This is a genomic window from Pantoea phytostimulans, assembly GCF_046118715.1.
GTDB classification, from domain to species: Bacteria; Pseudomonadota; Gammaproteobacteria; order Enterobacterales; family Enterobacteriaceae; genus Pantoea; species Pantoea phytostimulans.
On record NZ_CP173698.1, the window covers coordinates 184,606 to 207,071 of the forward strand.

Annotated in this window: 13 protein-coding genes, 1 tRNA gene and 2 pseudogenes; 9 read left to right on the forward strand and 7 right to left on the reverse strand. The window is 49.5% G+C overall.

Annotated elements, in window-relative coordinates:
• Positions 1-41: 41 nt before the first annotated feature.
• Positions 42-800 carry a class I SAM-dependent methyltransferase gene (locus ACF2G4_RS00900; RefSeq protein ID WP_409075335.1) on the forward strand — a complete coding sequence of 253 codons (759 nt, stop codon included), beginning with the start codon at positions 42-44 and terminating at the stop codon, positions 798-800.
• Positions 801-860: 60 nt separating this feature from the next.
• Here the strand turns inward: ACF2G4_RS00900 and purK are convergent, their stop codons facing one another.
• The 4 genes from purK to ppiB form a co-directional block, all read right to left on the reverse strand.
• A complete protein-coding gene (gene purK / locus ACF2G4_RS00905) occupies positions 861-1,925 on the reverse strand; it encodes a 5-(carboxyamino)imidazole ribonucleotide synthase (protein WP_409075336.1) in 1,065 nt (354 codons plus the stop codon).
• A complete protein-coding gene (purE, locus tag ACF2G4_RS00910) occupies positions 1,922-2,431 on the reverse strand; it encodes a 5-(carboxyamino)imidazole ribonucleotide mutase (protein WP_243078372.1) in 510 nt (169 codons plus the stop codon). The genes purK and purE overlap by 4 nt, the downstream gene beginning before the upstream one ends.
• 132 nt (positions 2,432-2,563) lie before the next feature.
• Positions 2,564-3,280: a UDP-2,3-diacylglucosamine diphosphatase gene (gene lpxH, locus ACF2G4_RS00915; RefSeq protein ID WP_409075337.1), complete on the reverse strand. Its 717-nt coding sequence runs from the start codon at positions 3,278-3,280 to the stop codon at positions 2,564-2,566.
• Complete coding sequence (gene ppiB, locus ACF2G4_RS00920; RefSeq protein ID WP_215847394.1) at positions 3,280-3,774, reverse strand: peptidylprolyl isomerase B; 495 nt, start codon at positions 3,772-3,774, stop codon at positions 3,280-3,282. Before ppiB ends, lpxH begins: the two co-directional genes overlap by 1 nt.
• A gap of 217 nt (positions 3,775-3,991) precedes the next feature.
• Between ppiB and cysS the strand changes: the two genes are divergently transcribed.
• Both cysS and ACF2G4_RS00930 read left to right on the forward strand, forming a co-directional pair.
• On the forward strand, positions 3,992-5,377 hold the full coding sequence (cysS, locus tag ACF2G4_RS00925; RefSeq protein WP_409075338.1) for a cysteine--tRNA ligase: 1,386 nt from the start codon (positions 3,992-3,994) through the stop codon (positions 5,375-5,377).
• A 49-nt stretch (positions 5,378-5,426) separates the two neighbouring features.
• The gene (locus tag ACF2G4_RS00930; RefSeq protein ID WP_332625329.1) at positions 5,427-6,533 is read left to right on the forward strand and encodes an AAA family ATPase; all 1,107 of its coding nucleotides are present in this window, start codon (positions 5,427-5,429) and stop codon (positions 6,531-6,533) included.
• A 26-nt stretch (positions 6,534-6,559) separates the two neighbouring features.
• Here the strand turns inward: ACF2G4_RS00930 and ybcJ are convergent, their stop codons facing one another.
• Both ybcJ and folD read right to left on the reverse strand, forming a co-directional pair.
• Positions 6,560-6,772, reverse strand: coding sequence for a ribosome-associated protein YbcJ (gene ybcJ, locus ACF2G4_RS00935; protein WP_215847391.1), 213 nt, complete (start codon positions 6,770-6,772; stop codon positions 6,560-6,562).
• On the reverse strand, positions 6,772-7,638 hold the full coding sequence (gene folD / locus ACF2G4_RS00940; RefSeq protein WP_215847390.1) for a bifunctional methylenetetrahydrofolate dehydrogenase/methenyltetrahydrofolate cyclohydrolase FolD: 867 nt from the start codon (positions 7,636-7,638) through the stop codon (positions 6,772-6,774). The genes ybcJ and folD overlap by 1 nt, the downstream gene beginning before the upstream one ends.
• A gap of 179 nt (positions 7,639-7,817) precedes the next feature.
• Between folD and ACF2G4_RS00945 the strand changes: the two genes are divergently transcribed.
• The 6 genes and pseudogenes from ACF2G4_RS00945 to ACF2G4_RS00970 form a co-directional block, all read left to right on the forward strand.
• Positions 7,818-7,894 (forward strand) — tRNA-Arg (locus ACF2G4_RS00945).
• Between the two features lie 194 nt (positions 7,895-8,088).
• On the forward strand, positions 8,089-9,267 hold the full coding sequence (locus ACF2G4_RS00950) for a tyrosine-type recombinase/integrase (protein WP_409075339.1): 1,179 nt from the start codon (positions 8,089-8,091) through the stop codon (positions 9,265-9,267).
• 242 nt (positions 9,268-9,509) lie between these two features.
• Entirely contained in the window at positions 9,510-13,019 is a 3,510-nt protein-coding gene (gene hsdR, locus ACF2G4_RS00955; RefSeq protein ID WP_409075340.1) for a type I restriction-modification system endonuclease, read from the forward strand.
• 71 nt (positions 13,020-13,090) lie between these two features.
• Positions 13,091-14,680, forward strand: a complete 1,590-nt coding sequence (locus ACF2G4_RS00960; RefSeq protein ID WP_409075341.1) for an N-6 DNA methylase — start codon at positions 13,091-13,093, stop codon at positions 14,678-14,680.
• Positions 14,677-15,216: pseudogene (locus ACF2G4_RS00965) on the forward strand (restriction endonuclease subunit S); the annotation flags it as partial. The gene ACF2G4_RS00960 and the pseudogene ACF2G4_RS00965, both read left to right, overlap by 4 nt.
• Positions 15,193-16,092, forward strand: a pseudogene (locus tag ACF2G4_RS00970) (restriction endonuclease subunit S); the annotation flags it as partial. The pseudogenes ACF2G4_RS00965 and ACF2G4_RS00970, both read left to right, overlap by 24 nt.
• Before the next feature lie 41 nt (positions 16,093-16,133).
• On the opposite strand, the gene ACF2G4_RS00975 reads toward ACF2G4_RS00970, so the two are convergent.
• Complete coding sequence (locus ACF2G4_RS00975) at positions 16,134-22,454, reverse strand: DEAD/DEAH box helicase (protein WP_409075342.1); 6,321 nt, start codon at positions 22,452-22,454, stop codon at positions 16,134-16,136.
• Between the last annotated feature and the right edge of the window lie 12 nt (positions 22,455-22,466).

Below are 22,466 nucleotides of genomic sequence, written 5' to 3' on the forward strand. Positions count from 1 at the left end.
TGAAATAATCAGGTCAATTATTCCGCAAAGAGTCGCTTACATTGTCACATTCACCTTTATCGCACCCCCTTGCCATCAAGCCCGTTACTGACACTGCCTGCTGCAAAATTTGCCAGGGCCGCGCCACGCTCTATGGCGTTACCGATTTTAATACCGCTTGTTATGCCAACAATGTGAACCGCTATGTTTATCCCCTTACCGGGGTTGCGATTTATTATCATCAGTGTCAGCAGTGTGGTTTGATTTATACCCATGCGCTGGATGACTGGCGTCCGGCAGATTACCAGCAGCACATTTATAACGAGGATTATGCGCAATTCGATCCTAATTATGAGATCAACCGCCCGCTTAAAAACCGTGATTTTATTCTGCAATTATTCAAACGCTATCATGGCAGCAAGATGCTGGATTACGGTGGCGGCAGCGGCACGCTGGCGAAATTAATGCGAGAAGAAGGGATCGATATGATCGCCTGGGATCCGTTCATTGCAGGTGATTATCCCGAAACGGCTGCCTATGATTTTATAACTTGCTTTGAGGTGCTTGAGCACACGCCAGATCCGCATCAAACCGTTGCAGAAATTACGCGCTTTTTGAAAAAAGGCGGGGTGTTTTATTTCAGTACCGGAACCCATGACTCAGTCAGTCATCAAGGAATGAACAATTGGTATATTGCGCCGCGTAATGGCCACATCACCCTCTATTCTGAAGACTCTTTGAACACGCTATTTACCGCGCACGGCTACCAAATAACGCATTTGAATGAGTGGTATCACGTTGCGATGAAGATGAGAGATTAACGCGCAAAGATGGAATGGATTGTTCCCTCTGTCAGAGAAGAGGGAACAACAGGCAAAGCGTTATAATTTAGCCACTGCCCAAGCAATACCGCTCACATACTCTTCTGGAAGCTGTGACACCAACGCATTCAGTGACGCTTTCAAACGTGCCTGATCGTTGTCGGTCAAATTCAGATGGCCAACTTTACGACCCGCACGCACTTCTTTGTCGTACCAATGCAGGTGTACCAGCGGCTGCTGCAGCCAGTTGAGATTCACGGCGGTACCAATCAAGTTCACCATCACCGAAGGGGCAATCACCACCGGTTTTGGCAGCGCCAGACCCAATATCGCCCGCAGATGCAGTTCGAACTGGCTAATTGAAGCGCCATTTTGCGTCCAGTGGCCACTGTTGTGCACGCGTGGAGCCAGTTCGTTGATCAGTAAACCTTTTGGTGTGACAAAACACTCCATCGCCATCACACCAACATAGTTCAGTTCATGCATGATGGCGCTGAGCATCGCTTCAGCCTGCTGCTGCTGAGCGCTGTCTGCCTGCGGAAAAGCCACGCTGGTGCGGAGAATGCCATCCTGATGGAGATTATGAGTCAACGGATAGAACACAGTGTTGCCATCCTGACCGCGTGCGCCGACCAGTGACACCTCACCTAAAAAGTTGATGCCTTGCTCAACAATACATTCGCCGTAGCATTCGTCTGGCAACGAGTCCGTTTCATTGGCGCGCAAACGCCATTGACCACGACCATCGTAACCGCCCGTACGGCGCTTCACGATGGCCAGTTCACCCAATGCTGTAAACACCGCTGGCCATTCTTGTTTATTGGCCAGCAACTGCCAGGGTGCGGTAGCAAGATTGAGCTGGTCAAGCAGCTGCTTCTGCGTAAGGCGATCGGCCAAGCGAGGAAAGATATCGCGATTCACGAAAGCCGGATGACTCGCCAGTTCGCGCGTCAATGCCGTTTCAGGCCAGCGTTCAATCTCGGCGGTAATCACGCTTTCAGCAATCGGCAGCGCATCGGGATCAGCGTCCAAACCCACAGGATAAACGGCAATGCCCAGCGGTTCACCCGCCTGGCGCAGCATACGGCCCAGTTGACCATTTCCTAAAACACAAACCGGCTTCATGCTTCCACCCGCGGGTCCGGGTTATTCAGCACGTCGTCAGTTTGCGTTTGACGCCAGATGGCGAGGCGGGAAGCCAGCGCCGCGTCATGAATCGCCAGAATCTGTGCCGCCAGCAGCGCCGCATTGGCAGCACCCGCTTTGCCGATGGCTAAGGTGCCAACAGGAATGCCGCGTGGCATCTGCACAATGGAGTAGAGGCTGTCGACACCGCTGAGTGCTGCACTCTGCACTGGAACACCCAACACGGGCAGCAAGGTTTTAGCCGCCAGCATGCCAGGCAGATGTGCCGCGCCACCTGCACCCGCGATAATCACCTGATAGCCATTTTCAGCAGCCGTTTCGGCAAAGCTAAACAATTTATCCGGCGTGCGGTGCGCTGAAACCACTTCAACATGGAAGGGCACGTCCAGGCTGGTCAGAATTTCCTCAGCGAACTGCATGGTGGCCCAGTCACTTTTGGAACCCATAACAATAGCAATGCGAGCCGGGGCGGCGTTGGATGACATGCGGTCAACTCCTGTGAATAAACAAACAGACCTGGCCGGGCGGACAGGTTTTGAAGGGCACAGAGAATAGCATGAGAAGAGAGCAAGGAAAACGGTTGCGTCGGGCTAAAACGGGCCAATTCAGCCCGATTTTTAAAAGTTGAATTCGATCAGTTGAATACCGCTGGCGTCCAATTGGATCATTGAACCTTCGCTATGCCATGCGCCTAAAACGGCACGCTCAGCAGCTTTGCCTTGCAGCGTCAGAGAGTGAATAGCGGGGCGATGTGTATGTCCATGAATCAGCAGACGTACCTGCTGGCGTTGCATCGCGGCTTCAACAGCCTGCTGATTAACATCCATGATGGTCAACGACTTATGCTGATTAGCTTGCTTGCTGTCGGCACGCATGCGCGTTGCGATGCGTTTACGAATAAACAGTGGCAGCGCGAGAAACAGCGTTTGAATCCAGCGTTGATGCACCTTAGCGCGAAAGCGTTGATAGCCTTGATCGTCAGTACATAATGTATCGCCATGCATGATCAGTAATCGATGACCGTACAGTTCAAGAACCTGCTCTTCTGGGAGTAGCGTCATGCCGCTGTCGCGCGCAAAGCGTCGGCCAATCAGGAAATCGCGGTTACCATGAATAAAGTAAACCGGTACGGGTAGGGCGCGCAGTGCATTCGCGATTTTTTGATGCAGCGGATTGGGGTCGTCATCGCCAATCCAGGCTTCAAACAGATCGCCAAGGATATACAACGCGTCGCAATGCGGCGCTTCGCGCTGTAAAAAATGCAGAAAACCGGCGGTAATCGCCGGTTCTTCCTGGCACAGATGTAAATCTGCAATAAATAACGTGCGCGACATTACTCGCTAACGGTCACTTTCTGGATGACAACGTCATCTTTTGGCACATCCTGGTGCATGCCGCTGCGGCCCGTTGCTACCGCTTTGATTTTCTCAACCACGTCCATGCCTTCAACCACTTCAGCGAACACGCAGTAACCCCAGCCTTGCAGGCTTTCGTCACGGAAGTTCAGGAAGTCGTTGTCAGCGACGTTAATGAAGAACTGGGCAGTCGCGGAGTGTGGAGCAGAAGTACGCGCCATCGCCAGAGTACCGCGGGTGTTCTTCAGGCCGTTGTTGGCTTCGTTACGAATCTCTTCTTTCGTCGCTTTCTGCTTCATGCCCGGCTCAAAACCGCCGCCCTGAACCATGAAACCGTTAATTACGCGATGGAAAATGGTGTTGTCGTAGAAACCTTCACGGCAATAATCCAGAAAGTTCTGTACGGTTGCCGGCGCTTTGTCATCGAAGGTTTTGATCACGATATCGCCATGGTTCGTCTGGAAAGTTACCATTTTTGTTGTCCTGTAAAGGTTGTCGTCAGTCACTCAGGCCGCATCATAGAATGGCGTGCCCATTTTTCTCGACGGTTCTTATATCATAATTTGCAATGACGCGTCAGCAGGGCGGCGCAGTTGGCTTGCTTTGCATCGCACGAGCGTTAAAAATACGGCACAATGTCTAAATACCCAAAATAAGTGCCAACCGCACACGTTAATACGGAAACGTTCAATGCTTAAGATCTATAACACCCTGAGTCGACAGAAAGAGGAATTCAAACCCATCCATGCCGGTAAAATCGGTATGTATGTATGCGGCATCACGGTGTACGACCTCTGTCACATTGGTCATGGTCGGACGTTTGTGGCATTTGACGTGGTAGCGCGCTATTTACGTTATACCGGTTATGATCTGAACTATGTGCGCAACATCACCGATATTGATGACAAGATCATCAAACGTGCTAACGAAAACGGTGAGAGTATTGAAACCCTGACCAACCGCATGATTGCAGAGATGCATAAGGATTTTGCGGCGTTGGGTATTCTTCCGCCAGATCAAGAACCACGCGCCACGCGTCATATTGCGGAAATTATTGAGCTGGTTGAGAAGCTGATTGCACGCGATCATGCCTACGTCGCGGACAACGGCGACGTGATGTTCGATGTCATGAGCGACACCGATTACGGCGCGCTTTCGCGACAGGATCTGGATCAACTGCAAGCCGGTGCGCGTGTTGAAGTGGCAGAAGTGAAACGTAATCCCATGGATTTCGTGTTGTGGAAAATGTCGAAAGCGGACGAACCGGCGTGGTCCTCGCCGTGGGGAAATGGTCGTCCGGGCTGGCACATTGAGTGCTCGGCCATGAACTGCAAGCAACTGGGCGAGCATTTTGATATCCACGGCGGCGGTTCTGATTTGATGTTCCCGCACCATGAAAATGAGATTGCTCAGTCAACCTGCGCGCATGAGGGGCCTTACGTCAATTACTGGATGCATTCCGGTATGGTGATGGTAGACCGCGAAAAAATGTCCAAATCGCTGGGGAATTTCTTCACCGTGCGGGACGTGCTGCAGCATTACGATGCAGAAACGGTGCGTTACTTCCTGATGTCTGGCCACTACCGTAGTCAGCTTAATTACGGTGAAGATAACTTGAATCAGGCGCGTGCCGCCTTAGAGCGTCTTTATACTGCGCTGCGCCACACGGATAACAGCGTGGCGGCGAGCGGTGGCAATGATTTCGAGGCCCGTTTCCGTGCCGCGATGGATGATGATTTTAATACCCCTGAAGCTTATTCAGTGCTGTTCGACATGGCGCGTGAAGTGAATCGCCTGAAAGGTGAAGATGCAGCATCGGCGAATGGATTGGCGGCAAAACTGCGTGAAATTGCCAACGTTCTTGGCATTCTGCAGCAGGATCCTGAGCAATTCCTGCAAAGTGGCGCGCAGGTGAACGATGAAGAAGTGGCGGAAATTGAGCATTGGGTGAAAACCCGCGCCGAAGCCCGAGCGGCTAAAGATTGGGCGCAAGCCGATGTGGCACGCGACAAGCTGATCGAACTCGGTGTAATAGTTGAAGACGGCCCGCAGGGATCAACCTGGCGACGCAAGTAAACTGAAGAGGGCGAGAAATCGCCCTTTTTTATTATGCGGATTTTTTATTATGTCGATTGAGCAGCTTCAGATTCGCGGCTTCCGTTCGGTAAGGGATTTGACCCTGCCGCTGCAGCAGTTAAACGTGGTGAGCGGCCCAAACGGATGCGGCAAATCCAACCTCTATAAAGCGGTGCGCCTGCTGCATGAAGCTGCCTGCGGGCAACTGGCCTTGGCATTAGCGGAAGAGGGCGGCATCCAAAAAGCGATGTGGGCCGGAGGTTTGCGCCAAGGCGATCGCCGACACGATGCCAAACGGCTTTCTCTCGCGGTACAAATGGATGATATGGATTATCAGCTGGAGGTTGGCTTTCCTGAGCCGCTTGCAACGAGCTTGTTTAACCTTGATCCACTGGTGAAGGAAGAACATCTGTGGATGAGTGGTCATCAACGGCGTCCTTCAGCTTGCATTATGCAGCGTAAAAATCAGACTGCTTTTTTGCATAATATTGACGGTGAGCGCATCGCTTATCCGGCGGTGTTGCACCCGGAAGAGTCGCTGTTCGGGCAGCTAGGTGAACCGCATCGCTATCCTGAACTGTCACAACTGCGTGAGCGACTGCGCCAATGGCGTTTCTATCACGAGTTTGCTGTCTGGCCCGGTTCGCCCATTCGCGCACCACAAATTGGCGTGCGTGCGCCGGTGCTGGCGCATGATGGCAGCAATCTTGCAGCAGCCTGGGCCACTATTGTTGAGCGTGGTCATCATGAATTGTTGTTTGAGGTGGTGGGTGAAGCGTTTCCCGACAGCGAGTTTCACGTTGATGTGCAGAATGGCCGGTTTCAAATGCTGATGTCGCGCAAAGGTATTTTGCGGCCGTTGGAGAGCGCTGAGTTTTCAGATGGCACACTGCGTTTTCTCTGTTTAGTCGTGGCGCTGCTGAGTCCGCGACCCCCTCAATTTATGGCGCTGAATGAGCCTGAAAACAGTTTGCATGAAGATTTATTACCCGCTCTGGCGCGGTTAATTGCTGAGGCCAGCCAGTTCAGTCAATTGTGGATTACCAGTCACTCGCCCAAACTGGCCACATTGATTCGTCAGCATACGGCGTTGAATCATATTGAGCTGGAGCAAATAGAAGGCGAGACGCGCGTGGTGGGAGAAGCGTGGGTTTAAGGCGTCCCCACAGGGACGCCAGAACATCATGCGGTCACGGTGATGCGTTGACCTGCGTATTCAACCGTTTGACCAGAAACGATTTTACAACGCTTACGGGTTTCAATCGCGCCGTCGACCCGCACTTCACCATCAGCAATCACGACCTTGGCCTTTGCGCCACTTTCAACCCAGCCTTCCAGCTTGAGCAAATCACAAAGATCAACGTGCGGGAATTTCCCCAAAGAAAAGTTCGCCATTATTTCACCTCATTGTCGTGAAATTCTTCACACGCCTGCAGCGTATTCTGAATCAACGTTGCTACTGTCATCGGGCCTACGCCGCCCGGTACTGGCGTGATATACGCTGCGCGCTCAGAGGCCGCTTCGAAATCAACATCGCCTACCACTTTTCCGCTTTCTAAACGGTTAATGCCGACATCAATAACAATCGCGCCCGGCTTGATCCAGTCGCCTGGAATGAAGCCCGGTTTTCCGACCGCCACCACCAGCAGATCGGCGTGCTCAACGTGATGACGCAAATCTTTGGTAAAACGATGGGTAACGGTGGTGGTACATCCCGCCAGCAGCAGTTCCATGCTCATCGGGCGACCAACAATATTTGATGCGCCAACGACCACGGCATTGAGGCCGTAAGTGTCAATGTTATAACGCTCAAGCAACGTGACGATGCCGCGCGGCGTACAAGGACGCAGTTTCGGCGAACGCTGGCACAGACGACCGACGTTGTAAGGATGGAAGCCATCAACGTCTTTGTCCGGTGTGATACTTTCCAGCACCTTGACGTTATCAATGCCCGCTGGCAGCGGCAGCTGTACCAAAATGCCATCGATTTCTGGGTCATTGTTGAGATCGTCAATCAGCTGCAGCAACCTGGCTTCGCTGGTGGTAGCGGGCAAATCGTAAGAGCGGGAGATGAATCCCACTTCCTCGCAGGCGCGGCGTTTGCTGCCGACATAAATCTGCGATGCAGGATTTTCACCTACCAGAACGACTGCCAAACCCGGTGCACGTTTTCCGGCTGCCAGACGTTGCTTCACTTTTTCCGCAACCTCAAGACGCACCTGCTGCGCAATCGTTTTACCGTCAATAATTTTTGCTGCCATCAGAGAGGAAATCCACTGTGTTGTGTTAAATCGGGGAAGGTGCCTATTTTGTCAGAAGCGCGACGCGCTGTCAGGTTTTGAATTGCTGACATTGTCTTAAACTTCAGCAACCATGCTGATTGATAAGTCAAAAGCGTTGACTCATTCGGGTCGGCCCGTATAATCCTCGCCATCTCCATGCGCCCTTAGCTCAGTTGGATAGAGCACCGGCCTTCTAAGCCGTAGGTCACAGGTTCGAATCCTGTAGGGCGTACCAAATTCATATCAAGAGACGTCAACTGACGTCTTTTTTATGTCTAAAATTCAATGTAATAGCTACATTTTATCCCTTCGTATTCAACCCAAGTCTACCGACATCAACCCACATCAAGTACTATTTGTTGGTATATGTGTTGGTACAACTCCGTTCAATGAATCTTTATACCAACATCCAGCAATGGAGAACCGCTTATGGCGCTTACAGATGTAAAAGTCCGCAGTGCAAAACCTACCGATAAGGCTTTCAAACTTACAGATGGAGAAGGGATGCATTTGATGGTGCATCCTAATGGTTCGAAATACTGGCGCTTGCAGTATCGCTTTGATGGCAAACAGAAAACGTTGGCGCTAGGTGTCTATCCAGAGATTACCCTTTCGGAAGCAAGACAACGTCGTGATGAAGCCAAACGGAAGGTTGCTAACGGCATCGATCCCAGCGAACAGAAAAAGGTTGATAAGCAAACTCGTAAGATTGCGATTGAGAATAACTTCAAAGCGCTTGCTCTTGAATGGCATGAGTACAAGCGTCCGGGATGGTCGAAAGGTTACGCCGATGATCTGATGGAAGCGTTTGAAAACGACATCTTCCCGGATCTTGGCAAACGTCCCATCGCTGAAATCAAACCGCTAGAGATGCTTACGACGCTGCGAAAGTTAGAAAAGCGCGGAGTATTGGATAAGCTGCGTAAAATTCGGCAAGCCTGTAAGCAGGTGTTTACCTATGCCATCGTCACGGGCAGGGCGGAGATCAATCCAGTTTCGGATCTTGCCAGTGCATTGGCGACGCCAAAACCTCAACACTTCCCTCATTTACTCGCTGATGAGTTGCCAGCGTTTTTACAGGCGCTGGAGAATTATAGCGGCAGCCCTATAACACGTCTTGCTACGCGTATTCTGATGCTCACTGGAGTTCGAACTATTGAGCTGAGGTTAGCTGAGTGGAGAGAGTTTGATCTGGATAAAGGGATCTGGGAAGTGCCAAAAGAGCGCATGAAGATGCGACGGCCACACATAGTTCCTTTGTCTACTCAAGTCGTTGAGGCTCTGAAAGAGATACAGGCGGTGACAGGACGTTATTCACTGGTGTTTCCGGGGCGGAACGATGCAGCCAAGCCGATGAGTGAGGCGAGCATTAACCAAGTATTGAAGCGAATTGGGTATCACGGAAAGGCAACTGGGCATGGATTCCGGCACACCATGAGTACTATCTTGCATGAGCAAGGGTACAACACTGCGTGGATTGAGTTGCAACTGGCGCATGTGGACAAGAACACGATTCGTGGGACGTATAACCATGCGCAGTATCTGGAACAGAGAAGGGATATGTTGCAGTGGTATGGAGATTACCTTGATGCAAATTGGGAGAGATGATGGAGATCCACTTTTTTTTGCTAAGTTGAATCCAGACCGATTTAAAGGGTTTCTATAAATGCCTGCCTAAGGCAGGCCTTATTTTTTTTGAAGTGAAGTATTTGCAGACTCACATCCAAGCTTGGACATTCTAATAATTGCTCGAGTAATCCGCTAAGGCTAAGATACTTTCATCTTTGTTTTCTAACAGATTGACGTAACTGCTCTACTTCCTGTGAGACTGAGCAGAACATGGAAGGCGCATGAATAAATCCAACTTCGATTTCCTGAAAGGCGTTAATGACTTTATTTACGCTATTGCCTGCGCAGCAGAAAATAACTACCCAGACGACCCCAACACCACTCTAATAAAAATGCGCATGTTCGGCGAAGCTACAGCCAAACATCTGGGTATGTTATTGGATATTCCTCCTTGCGAGAACCAGCACGATCTACTGCGTGAGCTGGGTAAGATTCCTTTCGTTGATGACAGCATACTCTCAATTTTCCATAAGCTACGCCGCATCGGTAACCAGGCAGTCCATGAATACCATAATGATCTGGATGATGCTCAGATGTGCTTGCGGCTTGGTTTTCGTTTGAGCGTTTGGTACTACCGCCTGGTAACTAAAGATTATGACTTCGCGCTGCCAATATTTGTTCTGCCTGAAAGGGGTGAGAGCCTCTATCATCAGGAGGTTTTAGCACTCAAGCAGCAACTGGAACAACAGGCAAAAGAAAAAGTACAAAGCCAGGCCGAGATAGATGCTCAGCAGCAAAAAATGATCGCGCTGAACGGTTATATTGCCATTCTGGAAGGCAAACAGCATGAAACAGAGGAGCAGTCGAAAGCGCGTGTTTCTGCCCTGGAGGCACAGCTAGCAGCAAAAGATGCAGAGCTGGCGAAGCAGACTGAGCAGGAACGGAAGGCCTATCATAAAGAGATCACCAACCAGGCAACAAAACGCACACTGGATCTGAGTGAAGAAGAAAGCCGTTTCCTGATCGACGCTCAACTTCGCAAAGCTAAATGGCAGGCTGACAGTAAAACATTACGCTTTTCTAAAGGTGCTCGCCCCGAGCTAGGTGTGAACAAAGCGATTGCTGAATGGCCAACCGGTAAAGATGAAAATGGTAATCCAGGCTTTGCAGATTATGTCTTGTTTGTAGGTCTCAAACCCATTGCCGTCATTGAAGCCAAACGTAAAAATACGGATGTTTCTGGCAAACTTCCTGAGTCATATCGCTACAGTAAATACTTTGATAATGCCTACCTGCGTGAAGTGCTGCTTGAGGACAATTCACCTGATGAGGTTCATGAAGCAGTTCCAGAGTATGAGGTTAGTTGGAAGGACACCAGCGGTAGTCAGCGATTCAAAATTCCCTTCTGCTATTCGACCAATGGGCGCGAATACCGGGCGGCGATAAAAACAAAAAGTGGTATTTGGTATCGTGATGTTCGTCACGCTGCGAATATGCCAAAAGCCCTGCCAGAGTGGCATCAGCCGGAAGAACTCGTGGCTATGTTGGGCTGCGATCCCCAGAAACAAAATCAATGGTTTGCTGATAATCCAAGTATGAGCGAATTGGGGCTTCGCTACTATCAGGAAGATGCCGTTCGCGCCGTAGAGAACGCGATTATTGCAGGGCAACAAGAAATTCTTCTGGCCATGGCAACCGGTACCGGGAAAACCCGTACTGCTATCGCATTAATGTTTCGCCTAATCCAGTCCCAGCGCTTTAAGCGTGTGTTGTTCCTTGTTGACCGCCGCTCACTCGGTGAACAGGCTTTGGGGGCGTTTGAAGATACACGCATCAAAGGGGATACTTTTAACAGTATTTTCGACATCAAAGGTCTGACGGATAAATTCCCTGAAGACAGCACCAAAATTCATGTCGCTACAGTCCAGTCACTGGTTAAACGTACCCTACAGTCAGATGAACCGATGCCGGTCGGCCGTTATGATTGTATCGTGGTGGACGAAGCGCACCGTGGCTACATTCTCGATAAAGAACAAACTGAAGGCGAACTGCAGTTCCGCAGCCAGTTGGATTATGTTTCGGCATACCGTCGTATTCTCGATCATTTCGATGCCGTAAAAATTGCCCTTACCGCCACTCCTGCCATACATACAGTCGATATCTTCGGCGAACCGATTTATCGCTATACCTACCGTACTGCAGTGATCGACGGCTATCTCATCGATCAGGATCCACCGATTAAAATCACTACTCGCAATGCCCAGGATGGTGTGTATTTGGCGAAAGGTGAGCAAGTGGAACGTCTGAACCCGCAAGGTGAAGTGATTAACGATACGCTGGCTGACGATCAGGATTTTGAAGTTGCGGATTTTAACCGGGGTCTGGTTATCCCTGCTTTTAACCGTGCTGTTTGTGGTGAGTTGGCTAAATACCTGGACCCAACGGGTCAACAAAAAACACTGGTCTTCTGTGTCACCAACAGCCACGCAGATATGGTAGTAGAAGAGCTACGTGCAGCATTTAAAAAACAGCACCCGCAGCTGGAACATGACGCAATCATCAAGATCACCGGCGACGCCGACAAAGATGCGAAGAAAGTGCAGACAATGATCACGCGCTTCAATAAAGAGCGGTTGCCGAACATTGTAGTCACGGTTGATTTGCTGAGCACCGGCGTAGATATCCCGTCGATCTGCAACATAGTGTTTCTGCGCAAGGTAAAAAGCCGCATCCTTTACGAGCAAATGAAAGGCCGCGCTACTCGTCTTTGCCCGGCGGTGTATAAAACCAGCTTCAAGATTTTCGACTGTGTAGATATCTACAGTACTCTGGAAAGTGTAGACACTATGCGCCCGGTGGTGATTCGCCCTAAGGTGGAGCTGAAAACGCTGGTCAATGAAATCACCGACTCCGAAACGTACAAAATCACCGAAGCGGACGGTCGCAGCTACGCCGAGCACAGCCATGAACAGCTGGTCGCCAAACTGCAACGTATTATCAGCCTGGCAATGTATAACCGTGACCGTAGCGAAGCAGTAGACAAGCAGGTACGCCGCCTGGATGAACTCTGTCAGGATGCCGCTGGTGTCGGCTTCGGTAGTCTGGCAATGCGTTTGCGTGAAAAGGGGCCGCAGTGGAGCGCGGAAGTATTCAACAAGTTGCCAGGATTTATCGCTCGGCTGGAAAAATTGAAGGCTGATATTAATGCCCTGCGCGATGCTCCCATCTTCCTCGATATTGATGACGAGGTGATCAGCGTGAAATCTTTGTACGGTGATTACGACACACCGCAGGATTTCCTCGAGGCCTTTGACGAACTGGTAAAACGAGCCCCTAATGCCCAGCCTGCGCTTCAGGCCGTAATCAATCACCCACGGGATCTCACCCGCAAAGGGCTTGTTGAACTACAAGAATGGTTTGACCGCCAGCACTTCGAAGAGTCATCTCTGCGCAGCGCGTGGAAAGAGACACGCAACGAGGACATCGCCGCAAGGCTTATCGGCCATATCCGCCGTGCAGCTGTCGGTGATGCATTAAAGCCGTTTGATGAACGGGTCGATCATGCTCTGGAGCGGATTAAAGTCGAAAACGACTGGAATAGCGAGCAGGAGGCCTGGCTCGACCGCTTAGCCACTGCATTGAAAGAGAAAGTCGTGCTTGATGACGATGTGTTTAAAACCGGCAATTTCCACCGTCGCGGCGGTAAGGTTATGCTGCAACGCACCTTTGATGATGGTCTGGACCGCGTGCTGGATAAATTCAGTGATTACATTTGGGACCAATTAGCCTGACGCGTTATCATCCACGGTAATTATATCTTCTGCGGCCCTATTGAGGGCCGCTGCTTTTCAGGGAATCAGACATGAACAATAACGATCTGGTCGCTAAGTTATGGAAACTTTGTGACAACCTACGCGATGGCGGCGTCTCCTATCAAAACTACGTCAATGAACTCGCCTCACTGCTGTTTTTGAAAATGTGTAAAGAAACCGGGCAGGAAGCAGAATATCTGCCAGAAGGCTACCGTTGGGACGACCTGAAATCCCGCATCGGCCAGGAGCAGTTACAGTTCTACCGTAACCTGCTGGTGCATTTGGGGGCGGACGAACAGAAACTCGTGCAAGCGGTGTTCCAGAACGTCAACACCACGATCACACAACCCAAACAGTTGACCGAGCTGGTCAGCAATATGGATTCGCTTGACTGGTACAACGGAAGCGATGGCAAATCTCGCGATGACTTCGGCGATATGTACGAAGGGCTGTTGCAGAAAAACGCCAACGAAACCAAATCCGGCGCAGGTCAGTACTTTACCCCGCGTCCGTTGATTAAAACTATCGTTCATCTGCTGAAGCCACAGCCGCGCGAAATTGTCCAGGATCCGGCGGCGGGTACGGCAGGCTTTTTGATTGAAGCTGACCGCTACGTAAAATCACAAACCAACGATCTGGACGATCTTGACGGTGACACTCAGGATTTCCAGCTTCACCGTGCCTTCATCGGTCTTGAGCTGGTGCCTGGCACCCGTCGTCTGGCATTGATGAACTGCCTGTTACACGATATTGAAGGCAACCTTGATCACGGTGGTGCCATCCGCCTTGGCAACACGCTGGGTAGCGATGGCGAAAACCTGCCGCAGGCTCATGTGGTGATGACCAACCCACCGTTCGGTAGCGCCGCAGGTACTAACATTACCCGTACCTTTGTTCACCCAACCAGCAACAAACAGCTGTGCTTTATGCAGCACATTATCGAGACGCTGCGTCCTGGTGGTCGCGCCGCAGTGGTTGTGCCGGATAACGTGTTGTTCGAAGGCGGGAAGGGCACCGATATCCGTCGCGACCTGATGGACAAGTGCCATCTGCACACTATTCTGCGTCTACCGACCGGTATTTTTTATGCTCAGGGCGTGAAAACCAACGTGTTGTTCTTTACTAAAGGTACGGTGGCAAATCCTAATCAGGATAAGAACTGTACTGACGACGTTTGGGTTTATGACCTGCGTACCAATATGCCAAGTTTCGGCAAGCGCACACCGTTTACCGAGCAGCACCTGCAACCGTTTAAAACTGTGTACGGCAAAGATCCGCACGGCCTTAGCCCGCGCCCAGAAGGTGAGTGGAGTTTTAACGCCGAAGAAGCTGAAGTTGCTGATAGTGAAGAGAATAAAAACATCGACCAGCACCAGGCCACCAGCCGCTGGCGTAAATTCAGTCGCGAGTGGATCCGCAACACTAAATCTGATTCGCTGGATATCTCCTGGCTGAAAGATAAAGACAGCATCGATGCCGACAACCTACCGGAGCCGGATATTTTAGCGGCAGAAGCGATGGGCGAGCTGGTACAGGCGATGGGAGAACTTGATGCGCTGATGCGTGAATTAGGCGCAGACGATGAAGCTGATGCTCAGCGCCAATTGCTGGAAGAAGCGTTTGGTGAGGTGAAGGAATGAAGCTTTTTTCCTCTCACTCAAGTTGGAGTAAATCTTCTCTAGAAGATATTGCGATTCATATCATCGGTGGTGACTGGGGGAAAGATCCAGAATTCAGCGAAGAAGGATATGAATCTGTATCATGTATTCGTGGATCTGAATTTAAAAACTGGAAAAAAAATTTCGGCAATACCGCTGTAATACGAAAGGTAAAGGCTTCGAGTTTAACGTCTAGGGAGTTACTTAAAAACGACATATTAGTTGAAATCTCCGGAGGGGGGCCAGACCAACCGGTAGGTAGAACTGTATTAATTGATGATAGAGTATTGAACAACCAAACGTTACCTTTGGTGTGTACAAACTTTCTTCGTTTGGTTAGGTTAAGTTCAGAAGTAAGTGCATCTTTTATTAATCGATACTTAGAGTTTTTCTACAGTTCTGGTGAGGTTACTAAATACCAAGGCGGAAGTAATAACCTAAGGAATCTTAAATTTAAAGATTACTCAAAGATCGAATTACCACTACCATCACTTGCCGAACAAAAAATCATCGCCGAAAAACTCGATACGCTGCTGGCGCAGGTAGACACTACCAAAGCACGTCTTGAGCAAATCCCACAAATCCTGAAACGTTTTCGTCAGGCGGTATTGTCTATGGCGATAAGTGGTAAGTTGACAGATGAATGGAGAGGTAACAAATCCATTCTTTTTTCAGAATGGATTAATAGTAGCATAGGGGAATTAGCTCAAGTTGCCACCGGTAAAACACCTAAGCGAACTGAGATAACATATTGGGAAAATGGATCTATACCTTGGCTTACGAGTTCAAGTACAGGAAGAGCTTACGTAGATTCGGCTGAACAATTCATTACGTTGGCCGCATTAAAAGAATGCACACTTAAGATATTTCCACCAGGAACGCTGCTTTTAGCTATGTATGGTGAAGGAAAAACTCGTGGCCAGGTAACGGAGTTAAATATCAGCGCCACATGTAACCAAGCCTGTGCAGCAATTATATGCAATAAGGAAAAAATTGATCTGCAGTTTTTAAAAATGCGATTAATGGAAAATTATGAAGAAACGAGGAAAGCAGCTGCGGGGGGCAATCAACCTAATTTAAACTTGAATAAGGTTCGCGAAATACCTGTTTTAGTGCCGCCTCTAACTGAACAACACGAAATCGTCCGCCGCGTCGAGCAACTCTTCGCCTACGCCGACACCATCGAAAAGCAGGTTAACAGCGCCTTAGATCGCGTCAACAACCTCACCCAGTCGATCCTGGCTAAAGCGTTTCGCGGTGAGCTGACCGCTCAGTGGCGAGCAAAAAACCCAGATCTGATCAGCGGTGAAAATAGCGCGGCTGCCTTACTGAAGAAAATTAAGGCCGAACGCGCTGCCAGTGGTGGTAAAAAAGCCTCGCGTAAAAAGATATAGAAGGCAATCGCTCCCGACAAAGTACCGGGAGCGATAATCCCTTAAGGCTCCATCACTTCAACAACCACGTCCGTTGACCAGTTTTCCTCTCCGTTAATCACTTTCCCTTCCAAACAAGCTTTCGCCATTTTGTGGAGTTGAGAAGTAACATCATCATTGAAGTCAAAGCTGCGCCAGACATAGGGGAAGTCGATACGCCAGTAGCCCATTCCCTGATCAAAGCGGATCTTCAGCACTTGGCCATTGTCAAAACTCACCATCAATTTACGATGATGTGGAATATCTCGTGAGTAGTCGAACACCGTTATGTCAGCCGCCTTACCCAATGATGCGGCAAACCACTGGTCGGCAAAATCCTGAAAATCAGCTTCACTCATCCAGTCGTGGGATGGTCGATTCCCTGGTCGATCTTTGTTTTTGAATAAGGTATCAATCCCTACTTCCGCATCTTTGGTCATTAAGGCTTTCAGCGGTTTGAGTAAAGCGCTCAGCAGCGCCAGCGCAACCGGGTTTTGCAGATAGCGATCGGTATAGTGAATATGGGTAATTCGGTTTGTCTTCATCAGGTTTTGTGCTTTTTCATGGCCGTCAAAAAGTATATCCCAGAAGCGTTGGCCAAACTGCGAAAACGGGCCATTCAACTCTTTATGAATTTGAAAGTCTTTCACCAGCTCAGTATAGTTCGCTGTGATTGCTGGCAGTTCAAACCCACGCAGAGCAGCAGGGCGATAGCATTGGCTGCGAACCACCAGCTCGTCATTCTGATGCCAGTACGGCCCAGGCACCGTGGCTTGCTGGCTGCGTGATACCAGCGTTATGACACGATCGGCGAAAGCGATCTGCGCCACAATAGGGAATGATACTTCCTGTTCGGCATGGCACAACCTTACGCCAATAGCTGCAAACTGCGCCAGTTCGTGCAACACCTCCGGATCGTCAATACCTGCGGGAATGACAATCTCAACCGCGACATTGTCTTTAAGCCGGTAGTTCTGGATTGCCGCGCGGAACTGCCGGGCATACAAATCCCACTCGTTGAACGGCCCGTTCATCCACAGCGTAAGTTTATCTGCCCCTTCGTTAATTGCGCGACGTACAGCATCTTCGATGGTTCCAGGACAATACTGCGCATCGGGTAGCGAGAATTTTTCCTCGTCTGGCAAACCAATATAGTGGCTGAAATCATCCCCCAGCCAGGCCAGTGCAGCTTTGCGATCCAGATGGTCATGATCGTGACGCGTTTGCGAATCGAGTAAACAATCGCTACAGGCGGTATCGCAGTAGGCGCACCCTAGCTGTTTGACCATTCCCTGCAGTATCGCTTCAATATGCAATGGTGCACTGGAAGCGAACCCCGCACCGCCGCTGATGACGTCGTAAAGCTGAACTGCCAGTACTGATTCCTCACTCTCCAGCCTGACCGGGCGCACCGCATAGCCCAACTCCGCAGCAGAAACACCCAGTACACCCGCAAGCGCCCGACGCAGCGCAACAGCCAGCGTCATAGCGACAATACGCCCTTCATCTGAACTATCTGGAATATACTCACCGTCTTGTGGACGACGTAAAATTAGTTCAAATACATCGGTACGCGCTAACGCTCCTAGGGTGACTTTGGTATTTAATGCGGTGGAACCTGGGCAAATAATTCTCTGATTCTGGCTGTCACGGTCGGCTTTTCCTGGGCGCGGCGGGTAATGCGTCTCCATCGATTTTGGTGCGTCTTTTTCGCTTATCATCGACTCCGCGCGACCGCAGCTCAGGCACAGTGCATAACCATGTCCACCTTCGCCCATACTCTGTTGGAATACATGACCATTAGCGCCTGAAGCCATAAAGCCCATCTCTGGGTTTGGTAGTGGCAAACGCTCCGCCTTAACAAATACCCATGCCGGAACTACCGGGATAAACTTCATCGTTTCAATGTTATTCGTTACCGCGTCATAAGCATCTGTGACAAACCCGGCTGGCTGCAGCACTTGACGAGTGTTGTCACGAGTAATTCGCTCACCACAGTCGCCGTTGGTGCAGAATAATTCTACAGAGCTACCAATACCTTCTTCATAGCCTAACGTACCGCATTTCTGGCAACGCCAGGCGCGGTCCAACCGTTGGGCTTCATTGGTATCAGCATTGAGATTGTGCCAGTGCAGTGATACACCAGCTGAACGGAACACACGTCCGTCCAGAATGATCTCCGCTCCTGGTGCATATTCACGAATGGCAACAGACAGGTTGCGAGAAGGTAGTCCTTTATACCGTGAAACGTTATCTTCACGGTCGCTCTTATTACGGCTTTTATGCGTTTTCTCGCGGATATAGTCTTCCATAGTGAAGTTATCAAAGTTCACAACGTCCGTCGGGAAACCATAACCAGGCAGGAACGTTCGCGCTGCAAGATCGCGCAATAGGTATTCATCACAATGCCGTTTTTTCTCCAGTTGCAGGCGCTTACGATACGGAGTATTTGGCTGTGATTCATGTTCTTGTTTCACGAGATCGTGGAAAATCCCCTGCCAACGTTTTTGTAAGCCAGTAATCGCATGGAAAGTCTTTTCCCGCAATAATTCCGGTCTTGCAGCATTTAACGCGGTCCCTTTTACCAGACGCTCAAGCGCGTCATCAATTGTCAGGGCGGGGCGTTCAAGCCAAATCTTAAAGTTGTTACATACAGATTGACCAAACTCTTCACCAAAGAACCACGCGCTGTTCAGATTAGTTTTCTCTTTCTTAGTTTCTCCCACCACATGGCACAAGTATTCTGACAGTAGTAGCGAATTAACGTGGCGTTGTACCAATCGTTCTGAGTTCATTGCCACCATCGGTGCTGGGATCACGGTCTCAAATGGCCAGAGAGGATTGGCGAAAACCTGCTGATCGTGGGGGTTTCCTTTACACAGCGTGTAGGAGATTGCTCGGGACTCTTTACTACGTCCGGCCCGTCCCGCACGCTGTAAATAGTTTGCAGGATGAGGAGGGACGTTATTCATCACTACTGCGGAAATACCGCCAATGTCCACGCCCATTTCCATGGTGGTGGAACAGTTAAGGACGTTGAGCTGCCCGTTTTTAAACATTTTTTCGTAGCTTTGCAGACGATCCGCTGATTGTTGTGCTGAATGCTCAGCAGTGCGGTAGTAAAAGCCTCCTTCCACCACGCGGTCGTTAATATCCGTCCAGACGTTTTGCGAGCGTAAATGAGCGACTAGCGGATCTTGCGATACCCATTCCCGGACTTGTGCCAACCCTTCGGCATAATCTAACTGCGAATGATCGTGTTTCCAGACTTCAGGTAGCATAACTCCCTGGGCCATATAGGCGCTATATTGCGTATTGGTCAGGCCTTCAAACGGGATATGTCTGGGTAGGTACGGGGTGAGTCCTTTGAAAGTGGTATCCAACAATTTATTGGTAACAGGACAAATACTCGCCTTTTGAACCAGATAGAATGTCAGATGTTCTTTCGGCAAGTAAAAACGGTTACCGTCTGGTTTTAACACAGCCAGAGGGCCGGTTAATTGAAGCCAGGCCTCTTTCAACCATGCGTTAACCATATCGATGGTAACCGTGTTTATGGTGCTGAATTTTGCTCCGAGTATTAGTAGCTTAACCAAGCGATGGGTGACATTGCCATGCCGAATTTGTGGCCAACGTTTGACCTGGTTATCGTCAGGGTCTTTTGATTCAGGGTTGCGTACAAATTTCGAAGAGAAACGGCTGCCAATCCAGTTCTTCAGTTCTAAATCCAGTTGGATGAAGTTGCTTTCTCTGACATAAAAATCCAGTGTGACTTTCAGAAAATCACGCCAGTCCTCCAGAGTTAGATCTTGTTCCTGCCAGTGGACAGGGGTTTTATGTACCTTCTCCAACCCTTGATAACCAACCTGCACCAGCCCTTGCGTTTCAAGGCTATTGGTTCGCTTCGGTCGACGCATAAATTCACGGAATAAAAGCATGTCTGAAAGCTTCAGAGGCCCGCTGTTTTCAGTGAAAATCTCAGGTTTAAGATAGTGGTTGTACTGCAGAATCGAGCCTTGAATATCTGCCTTATCTTTAAGCTCATTAATCATTTCCTGCCAGGTCAGCGAAGTTAAAACGGTATTAACTTTTCCACCTGTTGCTTTTTGTATGGCCTGTTCAATACGTTCCGCTTTTTCTTCAGAGAGAATCGCCTCTTCCGGCATACCCCAGTCACGCAGGTTTTTCGCCTCGTCTCTGGCCAGTGTAGCCATCTCTTCCAGTTTTGTTACATCAGCCAGTGCATTAGGAGTATTTACAGCTTGTTTTCTCTGATGCCAGGAAAGTATATCCACCACACTACCGCGTAAACGACTACGTTCAGCTTCTTGCTGCATCCTTACTGCCATTCGTGCCGTTCCCTGGCGGCTATCGGTAAAGGTAATCAGCCGCCGTCCTCGCCCCGGCAATGATAGAGGGCCTACACCATCTTTACCTTCATCGCTGGCGAAATCCTGGCAGTATTCCAACACCGTGGGCACAATATTAGTGACATAAAAAGGACCTCCCAGCAAAGCGCGTCTAAAGGGGGGCTGACCTTTCCCGCCTTTATAGCCACAGTTGATGGCGCTACAGATCTGTTCATTTTCGTTCATAGCTAGAGGAATGGCGTCTTTATGAACAACTCCAATGCTCCGGGTATTACGATCGAGTCGCTGGATTATATATCCCGCTTCAGTATTGCATTCAGGCGCAATAATTTGCGGAGCTTGGAATACATGATCTTTTTGAACTTTCTCTCCCGATGTTTCAAAGTCATCTGGGACGTCATCATGAAGCGAGAATTCATCCCCACCTTTATTGTCCCACTGCACGAGCTTACCTTTTTTATCCTTCGCCAATAGGTGCGGCTCGTTACACTCATTACAGAACGCAAGCTCAAAAACAGGACTACCACACTGGCATTTTTGTCGTTGATTTACATAAACGTACCCAAAAGGCCAGTTTTTTTCCAGTGCAGTGTTGTACTTCGCTGTACAATGTTTATCTGCGCAGGCCCATATACCTTGGGTATTACGTTGAAAGATATGCGCTCTTACTTTGAGGAAAGCAGGATCTTGTGCGTTGGGACTTGTACCCGTACAGAGATCGAGCCAGCGTAAAATTTCTTGTTGCGTGTAATGATTATTGGTCAGCTCGTTTAAGCGTTTCGTCATTACATCAAGTTTCACTGGGCGAGGTTGGCTAACCAGCATCTCGCGTAGATAGCGCGCTTCCGGGGAATGTGTTAACGCACTATAACGCTCAAGGCTAATTCCTTCGTTATCGGAATCGAGTATAGCCTCAAGCTCATCAAGTGTGACGGGATGATTTTTGCATGCATCAAGTTCTGGAATAACGCGATTGCCCCCCAAAACATCAATACGTTCTTGTGGTACCCCGGATATTTCAGATAAAAATTTCTTTAGCTGCTTTTCTGAATCACTTCCTGCAATGGTGGCTGACGTTGCAACAAAACGAACATCATCAGGCGTGACACCGAATGCAGTCATTACACGACGAAGTTGTAGGGCAAGCTCGGCTGCTTGAGACCCTACATAGGTATGCGCTTCATCCAGAACTATCCAGCGTAATGATTTTTCTGCTTTCGATTGCTGAATTATTGGAGCATCAACCTGACGAACCATCATGTATTCCAGCATGGTACCGTTCGTCACCAGTATTGGTGCAGGCTCTTCGCGCATTTTTTCACGTGATAAAACTTCATTAGGCTTGTTTGCCTGTTCGCTTTTTACCGAGGCATGCAATTCTTCTGTGTTGCCGTTATATAGGCAGTATCGAATCCCTGACCCAAATCCACGAGTCCATGCATCCAGGCGTTCACGCTGCGAATTAATAAGAGCATTCAGTGGATAGAGGAACAGTGCTCTTACTCCCACTAGCGGTTGATTGCCGCTATCGCGTAATTCACGATAAAGATCCTCTAGTACCGGCACCATAAAGCATTCTGTTTTACCGGAGCCTGTCCCGCTGGTAACAACAACCGAATGCTTTTTCTCAAGTAATGATTTCCAGCTAGCCAACTGATGGGTAAAAGGTTTCCAGTTAGCGCCAAAACGATAGCGGCCATTTTTTTCACTATCCAGAGAGTTAACTACCTCTTTGCTCAGCAATGATTTCTCTGTTGCCAGCATTCTCATGGTGTAGTTTGATTCTTCCCAGCCAAATGTCTGCTCAAATACTGGAGATGCAAGGAAAGAACCTGCTTTGCCACAATCTGCCCCCATCTGCTGGGCAAGATGCTCCCGGAGCTGAGGATTCGTAACTCCCATGATGCTAAGCGTCGCTTCTGTTGAGCGAGAGAGTGATTGTTCAATGAGTGAAGAAAAATAGCGTGTAGTCATTCTTGTCCCTTT

Bases quoted from the DNA above. Each gene is read 5' to 3' on its own strand.
- purE (WP_243078372.1), bottom strand. From the start codon at position 2,431: ATGTCATCCAACGCCGCCCCGGCTCGCATTGCTATTGTTATGGGTTCC.
- ACF2G4_RS00950 (WP_409075339.1), top strand. From the start codon at position 8,089: ATGGCGCTTACAGATGTAAAAGTCCGCAGTGCAAAACCTACCGATAAG.
- ACF2G4_RS00960 (WP_409075341.1), top strand. From the start codon at position 13,091: ATGAACAATAACGATCTGGTCGCTAAGTTATGGAAACTTTGTGACAAC.
- hsdR (WP_409075340.1), top strand. From the start codon at position 9,510: ATGAATAAATCCAACTTCGATTTCCTGAAAGGCGTTAATGACTTTATT.
- ACF2G4_RS00975 (WP_409075342.1), bottom strand. From the start codon at position 22,454: ATGACTACACGCTATTTTTCTTCACTCATTGAACAATCACTCTCTCGC.
- folD (WP_215847390.1), bottom strand. From the start codon at position 7,638: ATGGCAGCAAAAATTATTGACGGTAAAACGATTGCGCAGCAGGTGCGT.
- ppiB (WP_215847394.1), bottom strand. From the start codon at position 3,774: ATGGTAACTTTCCAGACGAACCATGGCGATATCGTGATCAAAACCTTC.
- ybcJ (WP_215847391.1), bottom strand. From the start codon at position 6,772: ATGGCGAACTTTTCTTTGGGGAAATTCCCGCACGTTGATCTTTGTGAT.
- lpxH (WP_409075337.1), bottom strand. From the start codon at position 3,280: ATGTCGCGCACGTTATTTATTGCAGATTTACATCTGTGCCAGGAAGAA.
- purK (WP_409075336.1), bottom strand. From the start codon at position 1,925: ATGAAGCCGGTTTGTGTTTTAGGAAATGGTCAACTGGGCCGTATGCTG.
- ACF2G4_RS00930 (WP_332625329.1), top strand. From the start codon at position 5,427: ATGTCGATTGAGCAGCTTCAGATTCGCGGCTTCCGTTCGGTAAGGGAT.
- cysS (WP_409075338.1), top strand. From the start codon at position 3,992: ATGCTTAAGATCTATAACACCCTGAGTCGACAGAAAGAGGAATTCAAA.